General features: G+C 72.7%; 12 protein-coding genes. 6 read left to right on the top strand and 6 right to left on the bottom strand.

Annotated elements, in window-relative coordinates; translation table 11 throughout:
- Positions 1 to 91: 91 nt before the first annotated feature.
- The 3 genes from LPU43_RS25660 to LPU43_RS25650 form a co-directional block, all read right to left on the bottom strand.
- Positions 92 to 418, bottom strand: a complete 327-nt coding sequence (locus LPU43_RS25660; RefSeq protein ID WP_229403100.1) for an Rv1322 family protein — start codon at positions 416 to 418, stop codon at positions 92 to 94.
- A gap of 44 nt (positions 419 to 462) precedes the next feature.
- Entirely contained in the window at positions 463 to 2,361 is a 1,899-nt protein-coding gene (locus LPU43_RS25655; protein ID WP_229403099.1) for a 3-hydroxyacyl-CoA dehydrogenase family protein, read from the bottom strand.
- 137 nt (positions 2,362 to 2,498) lie between these two features.
- Positions 2,499 to 2,903, bottom strand: a complete 405-nt coding sequence (locus LPU43_RS25650) for an FHA domain-containing protein (RefSeq protein ID WP_229403098.1) — start codon at positions 2,901 to 2,903, stop codon at positions 2,499 to 2,501.
- A 214-nt stretch (positions 2,904 to 3,117) separates the two neighbouring features.
- On the opposite strand from LPU43_RS25650, the gene LPU43_RS25645 reads away from it, so the two are divergent.
- Positions 3,118 to 4,617, top strand: coding sequence for an aldehyde dehydrogenase family protein (locus tag LPU43_RS25645; RefSeq protein ID WP_229403097.1), 1,500 nt, complete (start codon positions 3,118 to 3,120; stop codon positions 4,615 to 4,617).
- A 21-nt stretch (positions 4,618 to 4,638) separates the two neighbouring features.
- Here LPU43_RS25645 and nucS read toward each other — a convergent pair whose 3' ends face one another.
- Positions 4,639 to 5,298, bottom strand: coding sequence for an endonuclease NucS (gene nucS, locus LPU43_RS25640; protein WP_229403096.1), 660 nt, complete (start codon positions 5,296 to 5,298; stop codon positions 4,639 to 4,641).
- A gap of 71 nt (positions 5,299 to 5,369) precedes the next feature.
- On the opposite strand from nucS, the gene LPU43_RS25635 reads away from it, so the two are divergent.
- Positions 5,370 to 5,975, top strand: coding sequence for a DUF4126 domain-containing protein (locus tag LPU43_RS25635; RefSeq protein WP_229403095.1), 606 nt, complete (start codon positions 5,370 to 5,372; stop codon positions 5,973 to 5,975).
- A gap of 118 nt (positions 5,976 to 6,093) precedes the next feature.
- Here the strand turns inward: LPU43_RS25635 and LPU43_RS25630 are convergent, their stop codons facing one another.
- Positions 6,094 to 6,696: a hypothetical protein gene (locus tag LPU43_RS25630; RefSeq protein ID WP_229403094.1), complete on the bottom strand. Its 603-nt coding sequence runs from the start codon at positions 6,694 to 6,696 to the stop codon at positions 6,094 to 6,096.
- A gap of 461 nt (positions 6,697 to 7,157) precedes the next feature.
- Here LPU43_RS25630 and LPU43_RS25625 point away from each other — a divergent pair, with 461 nt between their 5' ends.
- Both LPU43_RS25625 and LPU43_RS25620 read left to right on the top strand, forming a co-directional pair.
- Positions 7,158 to 8,132 carry a polysaccharide deacetylase family protein gene (locus LPU43_RS25625; protein ID WP_229403093.1) on the top strand — a complete coding sequence of 325 codons (975 nt, stop codon included), beginning with the start codon at positions 7,158 to 7,160 and terminating at the stop codon, positions 8,130 to 8,132.
- Positions 8,133 to 8,220: 88 nt separating this feature from the next.
- Complete coding sequence (locus LPU43_RS25620) at positions 8,221 to 8,517, top strand: DUF1540 domain-containing protein (protein ID WP_229403092.1); 297 nt, start codon at positions 8,221 to 8,223, stop codon at positions 8,515 to 8,517.
- 81 nt (positions 8,518 to 8,598) lie between these two features.
- Here the strand turns inward: LPU43_RS25620 and LPU43_RS25615 are convergent, their stop codons facing one another.
- Positions 8,599 to 10,605, bottom strand: a complete 2,007-nt coding sequence (locus LPU43_RS25615; protein WP_229403091.1) for an ethylmalonyl-CoA mutase — start codon at positions 10,603 to 10,605, stop codon at positions 8,599 to 8,601.
- Positions 10,606 to 10,722: 117 nt separating this feature from the next.
- Here LPU43_RS25615 and LPU43_RS25610 point away from each other — a divergent pair, with 117 nt between their 5' ends.
- Together LPU43_RS25610 and LPU43_RS25605 are read left to right on the top strand one after the other, a co-directional pair.
- A complete protein-coding gene (locus LPU43_RS25610; protein WP_229403090.1) occupies positions 10,723 to 11,571 on the top strand; it encodes an ABC transporter ATP-binding protein in 849 nt (282 codons plus the stop codon).
- Positions 11,568 to 12,413 (top strand): ABC transporter permease, encoded by an 846-nt coding sequence (locus LPU43_RS25605; protein ID WP_229403089.1) that lies wholly within the window; start codon positions 11,568 to 11,570, stop codon positions 12,411 to 12,413. Before LPU43_RS25610 ends, LPU43_RS25605 begins: the two co-directional genes overlap by 4 nt.
- The last annotated feature ends 36 nt before the right edge of the window (positions 12,414 to 12,449 follow it).

Genomic DNA, 12,449 nt, shown 5'->3' with positions numbered 1-12,449 from the left:
CCCAGTCTGCCGCGCCCCCGACCGCTCCGCCCAACCGGGGGCGTCACCCGGCCGTCCCGGTCCGCCGCGCCCCCGGCCGCCGGGGCGTCACTCAGCCGTGCCGGGGCGCGCCCCGGCCGCGCTGGACCGTCGGCCCGCGCCGGTCCCGGGCCCGCCAGCAGCCGCTGTGCCAGTGGCGGCGGTCGGTGAGGTCGCCCCGGTCGTCGGCCGGCCAGGCCACCAGGTGCGCCACCCCGGGGCGGATCTCCTGGTCGCAGCCGGGGCAGCGGTACGTCTTCACCGACGCCCCGCCGCTGACCCCGCGCACCTGCCAGTCGCCGTCACGCCACTGCTGCACGGTGGGCACGCCCTGGCGGGCCCGGTCGGAGTCCAGGTGGGCGTGCTCGTCCCGGCGGGGTCGGTTGCGGCGGGGGCTCACGGCCGTCAAGCCTACGGTCGGTGGGTGGAGGCCGTCCGCTCGCCTCAGCGGTGGGTGTGGTCGCGGAAGCCGCGCCCGCTCTTGCGGCCCAGGTAGCCAGCCGTCACCAGGTGCTCCAGCAGCGGCGCGGGGGCGAAGCCGGGCTCGCGCAGCTCCAGGTACAGCTCGCGCTGGATGGCCAGGGCGACGTCCAGGCCTACCACGTCGAGCAGCTCGAACGGGCCCATCGGGTAGCCGCAGCCCAGCTTCATCGCGTGGTCGATGTCGTCGGCCGTGGAGTAGCTGGCCTCCAGCATCCGCACCGCGTCGTTCAGGTACGGGAAGAGCAGCGCGTTCACGATGAAGCCGGACCGGTCGGCGCAGGCCACCCCGGTCTTGCCGAGCCGGTCGCAGACGGCGCGGGCGGTGGCGACGGTCTCGTCGGAGGTGCGGATGGTCCGCACGATCTCCACCAGCGGCATGACGGGGGCCGGGTTGAAGAAGTGCAGCCCCACCACGTCGGCCGGCCGCTGGGTGGCCATGGCCACGTCGATCACCGGCAGCGAGGAGGTGGTGGTGGCGAGCACGACGCCCGGCTTGCAGATCTCGTCGAGGCTGGCGAACAGGGCCTTCTTGACGCTCAGCTCCTCGACCACCGCCTCGACGACCAGGTCGACGTCGGCGAGGTGGTCGAGGGTGGCCGACCAGTTGATGCGGCCCAGCGCGGCGTCCCGGTCGGCCTCGCTGAGCTTGCCCCGCACCACGCCCTTGTTGAGCGAGGTCTTGACGGCCTCGCAGACCCTCGCGGACTTCTCCGCGCCCCGGGTCACCGAGACGACCTCGTAGCCGGCCTTCGCGAAGACCTCGATGATCCCGGTGGCCATCGTCCCGGACCCGACGATGCCGACCTTGGTCACGACTGCGGGGCTCGCAAGCTCACTCCTCGCGCTGACGATGCCGACCTTGGTCACGACTGCGGGGCTCGCAAGCTCACTCCTCGCGCTCCCGCCCCCGACCTTGGTGATGGCGCGCGCGCCGTCGGTGGCCGCCGGCTGCGCGGCCACGGGCGTCCGCTCGTCCGGTACGACCTTCGGCGAGCCCGGCCGCTCGTACGTGTAGAAGCCCCGGCCGGACTTGCGGCCGAGCAGCCCCGCCGTGACCATCTGCTTGAGCAGCGGCACCGGGGCGTGCCGGCGGTCCCGCCCGCCCCGCCGGTACATGGTGTCCAGGATCTCGTACGCCGTGTCGAGGCCGATCAGGTCCATCAGGGCGAGCGGGCCCATCGGCAGGCCGCAGCCGAGCTTCATGGCGGCGTCGATGTCCTCGCGGGTGGCGTAGTGCGCCTCGAACATCGACACGGCGTGGTTGAGGTAGCCGAAGAGCAGCGCGTTGGCGATGAAGCCGGCCCGGTCGCTGATGGTCACGTCGACCTTGCCGAGCCGGGCGCAGAGCGCCTCGACGTCCGCGACCACCTCGGCGGAGGTGACCACCGTGCGGACCACCTCGACCAGCTTCATGACCGGGGCCGGGTTGAAGAAGTGGATGCCGATGACCTGGTTGGGCCGACCGGTGGCGACCGAGATCTCGGTGACCGACAGCGACGAGGTGTTGGTGGCCAGGATCGCCTCGGGCCGGCAGACCCGGTCCAGCTCCGCGAAGAGCCGCTGCTTGAGGTCGAGGTGCTCGGGAACCGCCTCGACCACCAGGTCCACCGAGTGCAGCGCGTCCAGCCCGACCTGGAAGTTCACCCGGGACAGCAGGGCGTCCCGGTCGGCCTCGGCGAGCTTGCCCCGGGCGACGGCCCGGTCGGTCGAGCCGGTCAGGTTGGCCCGGCCGCGCTCCAGGGCGGCCTCGGAGATCTCGACCGCGACGACGTCGACGCCGTTTCGGGCGAAGACCTCCACGATGCCCGCGCCCATGGTGCCCAGCCCCACGACACCCACGCTGGTGAACTCGCGCGCCACGACCGGCCTCCCCGATGTCGGCAGGACCGCCTGAACGGTCCCTAGGTTCTGCGCGCGAGTCTGCCACCCCACGCTGCGTTGTCGAGGTGCGGTGGGATATTTCACGGGCCGCCCGCGTGGGGCGGCCCGTCGGGGCGTCAGACCCGGGCAGCGATGGGCAGCGGCAGGGTGGGGCGGCGGTCCCGGCGGCCGGTGCCCAGCCACAGCCCGACGGGTTCGGTGCGGGCCAGGCCCGGGTCGAAGAAGCGCAGCTCGGTGCGGCCCAGCCGGACCACGTCCCCGTCGCAGAGCTGCTCCGTCCCGTCGACCCGTCGGTCGTTGAGCCAGGTGCCGTTGGTGGACCCCAGGTCCTCCAGGGCCACCCCGTCGCCGGCCAGCCGCACGCTGGCGTGCCGACGACTCAGGTGCGGGTCGTCGACGACGATGTCCACCCGCGCCGAACGGCCGATCACCTGCGGCACCACGCTGAGCCGGAAGCTGGCCCCACGCATCGGCCCGGCCACCACCGTCAGCAGCGGCATCAGTTCGGGAAGGTCTTCCATGGACGGTCAGCCTCCAGCCAGCGAGATCCGGCGTCAGCCTGCCATCCCGTGGTAACGACCCCCAGAGCCGCGCGGACACCGCCGCGTCACCGGCCGGTCAACTCCGGTTAACCGGTTCGGTCACCCCGCCGTCGCCGGGCGGGCCGCCCGCCCCTCCACCGGGGTGCCGGCCAAGTGCCTACCGATCAGTAGCTTCCGGGTCTAGACTGCCGCCATGACGGCTGCGCGTGTGGCGGGTACCCCGATCGTCGAGGACGGGCTGCTGATCTCGACCAGCCCCGCCACGGGCGCGGAGGTCGGGCGGCCGGCGGCGGCGTCGGCGGAGGACGTCGCGCGGGCGGTCGCGCGGGCCCGGGAGGCGGCGGCCTGGTGGGCCGGGCTCGGCTTCGCCCGCCGCCGGGAGCGGTTGCTGCGCTGGCGCGGCGCCATCGCCCGCCGGATCGAGGAACTGGCGGAGCTGATGCACGCCGAGGGCGGCAAGCCCGTCGCCGACGCGATCGTCGAGGTCCTGTCCGCCGTCGAGCACATCGACTGGGCCGCCCGCAACGCCCCCCGGGTACTCGGGCCGCGCCGGGTGCGATCCCGCCTGATCCTGGCCGAGTTCTCCGGCCACCTCGAATACCAGCCGTACGGGGTGGTGGGCGTCATCGGCCCGTGGAACTACCCCGTCGTGACCCCGGTCGGCTCCAGCGCGTACGCCCTGGCCGCCGGCAACGCCGTCGTCCTCAAGCCCAGCGAGTACACGCCCGTCGTCGGGCAGTGGCTGGTCGACACCTTCGCCGAGGTCGTGCCGGAGCACCCCGTCTTCACGGCCGTGCACGGTCTCGGCGACGTCGGCGCGGCGCTGTGCCGCTCCGGGGTCGACAAGGTGGCCTTCACCGGCTCGACGGCGACCGCCCGGAAGGTCATGGCGGAGTGCGCCCGGTCGCTGACCCCGGTGCTGCTGGAGGCCGGCGGCAAGGACGCCATGATCGTCGACAGCGACGCCGACCTGGACGCCGCCGCCGAGGCGTGCGTCTGGGGCGCGCTCACCAACGCGGGCCAGACCTGCATCGGCATCGAGCGGGTGTACGCCGTCGAGCCCGTCTTCGACGCCTTCGTCGGCAAGGTGGTGGAGAAGGCCGGCCGGCTGACCGTCGGCGCCGACGGCGACATCGGCCCGATCACCATGCCCGCCCAGGTCGACGTGATCCGCCGGCACATCGACGACGCGCTGGCCCGGGGCGGGCGGGCGGTGCTCGGCGGCGCGGACGCGGTGCAGCCGCCGTACGTGCACCCGACCGTCCTGGTGGACGTGCCGGAGGACTCGGCCGCCGTCCGGGAGGAGACCTTCGGCCCGACGCTGACCGTCAACCGGGTCCGCGACGCCGACGAGGCGGTCGCCCGGGTCAACGCCCTCCCGTACGGCCTGGGTGGTTCGGTCTTCGGCCGCCGGCGGGCCGTGTCCATCGCGCGGCGGCTGCGCTCCGGGATGGCCGCGGTGAACTCCACCCTGACCTTCGTCGGGATGTCCACCCTGCCGTTCGGCGGGGTCGGCGACTCCGGCTTCGGCCGCATCCACGGCGACGACGGGCTGCGCGAGTTCGCCCGGAGCAAGGCCACGACCCGCCGCCGGGCCCGGTCGCTGCTGCCGGCGATGACCTTCGAGCGCACCCCCGCCGACGTCGCCCGCCTGGTCAAGGTCGCCAAGCTCCTGTACGGCCGGGGCCGCTGACCGACGGGCGGGCGGGCCCGGTCAGAACAGGGTCAGCTCGTCGCGCTCGATCCCGCGCAGCTTGTCGTAGTCGACCACGACGCACCGGATGCCCCGGTCCGTCGCCAGCACCCGGGCCTGCGGCTTGATCTCCTGGGCGGCGAAGACGCCGGTGACCGGGGCGAGCAGCGGGTCGCGGTTCATGAGTTCGAGGTAGCGGGTGAGCTGCTCCACCCCGTCGATCTCGCCGCGCCGCTTCACCTCGACGGCGACCGCGCCGGAGTTGGCGTCCCGGCAGAGCAGGTCCACCGGCCCGATCGCCGTCATGTACTCCCGACGGACCAGCGTGTACCCCTCGCCGAGCACGGCCGGGTTGGCGGCCAGCAGCTCCTGAAGGTGCGCCTCGACGCCGTCCTTGCGCAGGCCCGGGTCGACGCCCAGCTCGTACGACGTGTCCTGGAAGACCTCCTCCAGGGTGATCCGCAGCTCCTCGCCGGCCTTGTTCACCACCCGCCACACGCCGGGGGCCTCCTCCAGCCGGCAGGGTGGGCTCATCCAGTTCAGCGGCTTGTACGCCCGGTCGTCGGCGTGGATCGACACCGAGCCGTCCGCCTTCACCATGAGCAAACGGGTGGCCAGCGGCAGGTGCGCCGAGAGCCGTCCCACGTAGTCCACCGAGCACTTCGCAATAACCAGCCGCACCCGACGAGGGTAGCGGAGTGCCCGCCGTCCGCCGACGAGCGGCACTGGCGTGCCGGTGCAATGCTGAGACGGTGTTCGAAGTGTTGACGGGTACCGGGCTGGCCGCCTCGGCGGGCCTGAACGCCTACATCCCCCTGCTCACCATGGGGCTCCTGGCCCGCTACACCGACCTGATCGACCTGCCCAGCGGGTGGCAGTGGCTCGGCAACGGGTGGGTCGTCGTCATCCTCGCGGTGCTGCTCGCCGTCGAGGTCGTCGCCGACAAGGTGCCCGTGGTCGACCACGTCAACGACGTCGTCCAGACCGTGGTGCGCCCCACCGCCGGCGGCCTCGCCTTCGGCGCGGGCTCCGCCTCCGAGACCGTCACCGTCAGCGACCCCGGCCAGTTCTTCACGTCGAGCCAGTGGGTGCCGGTGGTCACCGGCGTGCTCATCGCCCTCGGCGTGCACCTGCTCAAGTCCGCCGCCCGCCCGGTGGTCAACGCGACCACCGCCGGCTTCGGCGCCCCCGTGGCCAGCACCGCCGAGGACGCCACCAGCGTGGTGATGTCCGTGGTGGCGATCATCCTGCCCGCCCTGGTGCTGGCGTTCCTCGTCGGCCTCGCCCTCTTCGTGTACTGGTTCGTCCGACGCCGCAGGGACCGCCGCCGCGACCGCCGCCCCGCCCGCGCCGCCTAGTAAGGAAGGGCCCCTTGTTAACGCTTTCGGTATAGGAAGGGTCCCCTGCTAACACGCCAACCGGCCGGGCCCCCGTGGGTCGGGGTCCGGCCGGTAGGCGGGGTGGTGCGGGTGGGTCTTAGCTGTTCCAGTGCTGGGCGACGAGGTCGGCGGCCTGCTGCTCCCACTGGGCGTAGTGGTCGGGGTACGCCGACACCTGCACCGTCTGGGCGGCCTCGGTCAGGGGCATGTCCTGCCAGCCGTCGACCTGCTTGAGGCCCTTCAGGAACGCCATGGTCGCGTACTCGGGGTCGGTGATCTGCTCCACGCTGCCCCAGCCGGACGACGGGCGCTGCTGGAACAGGCCCTGCGAGTCGTGGTCGTTGCGGTCACCCAGGTGACCCAGGTTCTCCAGCTTCGACTCCTGCAACGCCGTACCGATCGAGACCACGGCGGCACGCTCGTCCATGCCGGCCTTCTTCGTCGCGGCGATGATCGCCTTCACGTTCGCCGTCTGCTCGTCGTCAAGGTCGATACGCGACTGCTCACCCTGCACACCGTGCGGAACCAGCTTCCCGGTCTCCACCGCCGGCTTGTCGGCCTGCACCGCGGCGGCGACGGGCCGGGCATCCACCGCAGCGGCGGGGGCGGTGGTGTCGTGGTTCAGAGGACCGGCGGCCAGACCACCGGCGAAGGCCAGACCAGCGATACCCAGCACACTCTTACGCAGCATCGTGTTCATGACAAAGCTCCATTCGGGGGATCGACACCCACCCCAAAGGGGATCAGCACAGGGTGGGTGTGAGCACCACGCACGGCGCCCAACAAGAAATCACGAGGGAAAGTCTTCGCCCGGCCGACTCGCGGCCCGGGGACCATGTGTAACGACCGGCCACCCACCGTCATTCCCAAGCGGCAACCCGGGGGGTGGGGGCGTCGGCGCAGGTCAGAGGCACTGCGCTACTCGGTCGTACGCCATGTGTAACCACCCCGGGCCCGCCACGATTCCGACCCCACGATGCCGCCGGTCACATCGCCTGAGCGAGCGTCCGGCCAACCCCTTCCGAGGGACGTAGACGAGATAGAACCGGACGACATGATTCCCGACATATCGGCCATACGACGCACGTCGGGGAAACGCGGGACAGGTGCCGGGGTCGCGGCGGGGCCTCGCAATCCGTACTCGATTGAGATCATCTTCCGGTGCCCGCGAAGAACTCCCGCGCCCCCCTGCTGGCGGCGGTCGCCGCCCTCGCCTCCCTCGCCGGTGTCGTCGCCCTGCTCGCTGTGCCGACCCCGTTGCGCGACGACCGCCACGCCTCCCTCGCCGGATTGCCGACCCCCTCGGAGACCGCGGGCGATCCGCCGGCCCGGGACAGCCGGGGACAGACGGAACCGCCGCGGACGGAGCGGACGGAACAGTCACCGACGCCCGACCGGGCGGGGTCGAGCGGGCCCGGGACGACGGCGGTGCCGGGGGCGAGCCGGCCCGGAACACGCCCGCCGGTGGTCGACCACGGGCCTCGCACCGGCAACAGGGTGGCGCTCACCTTCGACGCGGACATGACCGACGCGATGCGGCACCAGTTGCGCAGTGGCGCCGTCCGGTCGTACGCGAACCTGGCGATCCTGGACCGACTGGAGCGCGAGCGGGTGCCGGCCACCTTCTTCCTGACGGGCAAGTGGGTCGAGGAGTACCCCGACGTGACCCGCCGCCTGGCCGCCAACCCGCGCTTCGAGCTGGCCAACCACACGTACGGCCATCTCGCCTTCACCTCGGCCTGCTACGGCCTGCCGGCGATCCCCCGGCGGCGGATGGCGGACGACGTGGCCCGGACGTTCGACGTGATCGCCCCCTACGGCGGGCGACAGACGCGGTACTTCCGCTTCCCCGGGCTCTGCCACGACCGGGCCGCGCTGACGGAGCTCGCCCCGCTGGGCGTCACGGTCGTGGACGGCGACGTGATCAGCGGAGATCCGTTCGCGAAGTCCTGGCGGCCGATCGTCGACGCGGTGCTGTCCCGGGTTCGTCCCGGCTCCGTCGTCGTCCTGCACGTCACCGAGGCGAACGCGGCGATGACGGACGAGGCCCTGCCGCACATCCTGGCGGGGCTCGCGGCCCGTGGCCTGTCGCCGGCGCCGCTGTCGGAGGTGCTCGACCCGTCCCGGCCCGGCTGATCGACCCGCTCGGCAGATCCCCCGCCTAGAACCGGGCATAAGCCTAATATCGGAAGGAGATTCGGCGAGAGTCCCGGAGGAGGTCGTCATGGCGACGGCGATGGAGATGCCACCCGTCCAGGAATGCGTGGTCGCGACCTGCGCGTACAACCACACCGGCGACTGTCACGCGTTCGCCATCACGATCGGCAGCGCCGATCACGCGCACTGCCACACCTTCGTCGAGATGCCGGTACGCGGCGGGGTCGAGGCCATGACCGCTCAGGTCGGCGCGTGCAAGCGCGCGGACTGCCGGCACAACTCGGGCCTGGAGTGCCACGCCCCGGCGATCCGGGTCGGCCCGGACAACGACATGGCCGACTGCCTGACGTACGACGGTCGCTGACCGCCGCCGGGCCCGGACGCTGGCCCGAGGTGTTAGGAAGGGGCCCTTGTACAACGTTATGCGTTAACAAGGGGCCCTTCCTTACCCCAGGGCGTTGGCGGTGCGGATGACGGTCACCAGGTCGTCGACGATGCCGGTGAGCGCGAAGTCCTTCGGCGTGAAGACGCGGGCCACCCCGGCGGCCCGCAGCGCCTCGGCGTCGGCGGCCGGGATGATGCCGCCGACCACCACCGGCAGGTCGCCCCGACCGGCGGCGCGCAGGCCGTCCAGCACCGCCGGCACGGCGGCCAGGTGCGAGCCGGAGAGCACGGACAGGCCGACCAGGTCGACGTCCTCCTCCACGGCGGCGGCGACGATCTGCCCGGCGGTCAGCCGGATGCCCTGGTAGATCACCTCGAACCCGGCGTCGCGGGCACGCACCGCGATCTGCTCCGCGCCGTTGGAGTGCCCGTCCAGGCCGGGCTTGCCGACGAGCAGCCGCAGCCGCCCGCTGCCCAGTTCGCGGGCGGTGGCGGCGACCCGCTCCCGCACGCCGGCCAGGCCGGCGTCGCCGCCCACCCCGGCCCCGCCGGCCAGCCCGGTGGGGGCCCGGTACTCGCCGAAGACCTGGCGCAGCGCGCCGGCCCACTCGCCGGTGGTCACGCCGGCCCGCACGCACTCCAGCGTGGCCGCCATCAGGTTCGCGGTGGTCGCGGCGTCCGCGCGCAGCCGGTCGAGGGCCGCGCCGACCGCCGCGTCGTCCCGGTCGGCCCGCCACCGGCGTACGGCGTCCACGGCCGCCGCCTCGACCGCCGGGTCCACCTGCTCGACCGCCTCCGCGCCGGCCGCCGTCAGCGGTGACGGCTCGGTCTCGGTGAACCGGTTGACGCCGACCACCACGTCGGTGCCGGCCTCCATCCGGCGGCGGCGCTCGGCCAGCGAGGCGACCAGCGCGCTCTTGAGGTACCCGGACTCGACGGCCGCCACCACGCCGCCTATCTCCAGCACCCTGTCCAGCTCGACCCGGGCCCCGGTGACGATCTCGTCGACCAGGGCGGTCATCACGTGCGAGCCGGCGAAGAGGTCCGGGTACTCCAGCAGGTCCGACTCGTACGCGAGCACCTGCTGCATCCGCAGCGACCACTGCTGGTCCCACGGGCGGGGCAGGCCGAGCGCCTCGTTCCAGGCCGGGAGCTGCACCGCGCGGGCGCGGGCGTCGCGGGACAGGGTGACGCCGAGCATCTCCAGCACGATGCGCTGGATGTTGTTCTCCGGCTGGGCCTCGGTCAGCCCGAGCGAGTTGACCTGCACGCCGTAGCGGAACCGGCGCCGCCTGGGGTCGTCGACGCCGTACCGGTCGCGGGTGATCTCGTCCCAGAGCGCGCAGAACGCGCGCATCTTGGCGCTCTCCTCGACGAAGCGCACCCCGGCGTTGACGAAGAAGGAGATGCGCTGCACCACGTCGCCCATCCGCTCGGCCGGCACCTGGCCGGCGTCGCGCACGGCGTCGAGCACGGCCACGGCGGTGGCGAGGGCGAAACCGACCTCCTGCACCGGCGTCGCGCCGGCCTCCTGGAGGTGGTACGAGCAGACGTTCACCGGGTTCCACCGCGGCATCTCGCGCAGCGTGTACGCGATGACGTCGGCGGTCAGCCGCAGCGACGCCGCCGGCGGGAAGATGTACGTGCCCCGGGACAGGTATTCCTTGATGATGTCGTTCTGCGTGGTGCCGGCGCAGCGCGCCAGCTCGGCGCCCTGCTCCGCGCCGACGGTGCCGTAGAGGGCGAGCAGCCACATCGCGGGCGCGTTGATCGTCATGGAGGTGTTCGTGTCGGCCAGCGGGATGCCGTCGAAGAGGGCCCGCATGTCGCCGAGGTGGGTCACCGGCACGCCGACCCGGCCGACCTCGCCGGTGGCCAGTTCGTGGTCCGGGTCGTACCCGGTCTGGGTCGGCAGGTCGAAGGCGACGGACAGGCCGGTCTGCCCCTTGGCCAGGTTCCGCCGGAAGAGCGCGTTGCTGGCGGCGGCCGAGGAGTGCCCGGCGTAGGTGCGCATCACCCAGGGGCGGTCGCGCTCGGGAAGTCGGCCGGGGGGAGCCTTCTCGTCCATGGACGGGAGTCTAAGTTACCGTTAAGTCACCTGCGGGGGTGAAAAACCGCACAGGCCCATGTCGCGCCGGACACCCCGGGGGCCGCCGGCCCGCCCGCGCGGCGCACACTTGACGGCATGGATGACGAGCTCGCGATCTCCGTCCGGGGGCTGCGCAAGGCGTACGGCGACAACGTCGCGGTGGCGGGCGTGGACCTGGACGTCCGCCGGGGCGAGGTGTTCGCCCTGCTCGGCCCGAACGGCGCCGGCAAGACCACCACGGTGGAGATCCTGGAGGGCTACCGGCAGCGCGACGCCGGTGAGGTACGTGTGCTCGGCTCCGACCCGGCCCGCCCCGACGCCGGCTGGCGCTCCCGGGTCGGCATCGTCCTCCAGGGCACCGGCGAGTTCGACGAGCTGACCGTCGCCGAGGTGGTCCGCCACTTCTCCGGCTTCTACCCCGACGCCGACGACCCGGCGAAGGTGGTCGAGCGGGTCGGCCTCGGGGCCAAGGCGAAGGCCCGCACCCACACCCTCTCCGGCGGGCAGAAGCGCCGCCTCGACGTGGCGCTGGGCATCATCGGCCGCCCCGAGCTGCTCTTCCTCGACGAGCCGACCACCGGCTTCGACCCCGAGGCCCGGCGCGAGTTCTGGGAGCTGATCCGCGACCTCTCCGCCGCCGGCACCACCATCGTGCTCACCACGCACTACCTGGACGAGGCCGAGTCGCTCGCCGACCGGGTCGGGGTGATCGCCGCCGGCCGGGTGGTCGAGGTGGCCCCGCCGAACCGGCTCGGCAACCGGCAGGAGTCCCTGGCGACGGTCTCCTGGCGTACCCCGGAGGGGGCCCCGGAGGCGGCGGAGACCGCGACCCCGACGGCCCTTGTGGCGGAGCTGGCCGCGCGCTACGGCGGCGAGGTCCCCGGCCTCACGGTGACCCGGCCGACCCTGGAAGACGTCTACCTGCGGATGATCGGACACTCATGACCACCACCACGAGGCCGGCGGCCCCGGTCGCCGCCGCACCGGCCCGCCGGCTCGGGGCGGGCGCGCTCGCCCTGCGCCAGGGGCGGTTGGAGATCACCCAGTTCCTGCGCAGCCGGGAGTCCGTCGTCTTCACGATGGGCTTCCCGATCATCATGATCCTGATCTTCGCGGCCATCTTCAGCGACGAGATCGCCCCCGGCGTGAGCTACACGCAGTACTTCATCACCGGCATGATCGCCACCGGCCTCATGACGGTCAGCTTCCAGAACCTCGGCATCTGGATCCCGATCGAGCGGGACCGGGGGGTGCTCAAGCGGTACCGGGGCACCCCGATGCCGAAGTGGGTGTGGTTCGCCGGGAAGGTGCTGATGGTGGTGGCCATCGGCATCGCCGAGACCGCCCTGCTGCTCGCCGTCGCGGTCGCCCTGTTCGACCTGGAACTGCCCGGCACGGCCGGCAGGTGGCTCACCTTCGGCTGGGTCTCCGTCCTGGGCGTCACCGCGTGCACCCTCTGCGGCATCGCGATCTCCTCGCTGGCCCGGACGGCGCGCAGCGGCTCGGCCGTGGTCACCCCGGTCGCCCTGGTCCTCCAGTTCATCTCCGGCGTCTTCTTCGTCTTCACCAGCCTGCCGAGCTGGATGCAGCAGGTCGCGGCGCTGTTCCCGCTGAAGTGGATGTGCCAGGGGCTGCGGGCGGTCTTCCTGCCGGAGAGCTTCGGTGCGCAGGAGCCCGGCGGCTCGTTCGAGCTGGGCCGGGTCGCTCTCGTCCTCGCCCTCTGGTGCGTGATCGGCCTGGTGCTCTGCCTGACCACCTTCCGCTGGACCACCAAGCGCGACGGCTGAGGTGTAAGGAAGGGCCCCCCGTTAACGCCTACGGGG

Source organism: Micromonospora okii (genome assembly GCF_020884795.1).
Lineage (GTDB): Bacteria > Actinomycetota > Actinomycetes > Mycobacteriales > Micromonosporaceae > Micromonospora > Micromonospora okii.
The sequence above is the reverse complement of the archived record's forward strand: the minus strand, read 5'-3'. Positions and strand labels throughout refer to the sequence as shown.

Excerpts from the sequence above, each read along its gene's own strand:
- LPU43_RS25650 (WP_229403098.1), bottom strand. The coding sequence starts at position 2,903 with ATGGAAGACCTTCCCGAACTGATGCCGCTGCTGACGGTGGTGGCCGGG.
- LPU43_RS25645 (WP_229403097.1), top strand. The coding sequence starts at position 3,118 with ATGACGGCTGCGCGTGTGGCGGGTACCCCGATCGTCGAGGACGGGCTG.
- LPU43_RS25630 (WP_229403094.1), bottom strand. The coding sequence starts at position 6,696 with ATGAACACGATGCTGCGTAAGAGTGTGCTGGGTATCGCTGGTCTGGCC.
- LPU43_RS25620 (WP_229403092.1), top strand. The coding sequence starts at position 8,221 with ATGGCGACGGCGATGGAGATGCCACCCGTCCAGGAATGCGTGGTCGCG.
- LPU43_RS25615 (WP_229403091.1), bottom strand. The coding sequence starts at position 10,605 with ATGGACGAGAAGGCTCCCCCCGGCCGACTTCCCGAGCGCGACCGCCCC.
- LPU43_RS25610 (WP_229403090.1), top strand. The coding sequence starts at position 10,723 with ATGGATGACGAGCTCGCGATCTCCGTCCGGGGGCTGCGCAAGGCGTAC.
- LPU43_RS25605 (WP_229403089.1), top strand. The coding sequence starts at position 11,568 with ATGACCACCACCACGAGGCCGGCGGCCCCGGTCGCCGCCGCACCGGCC.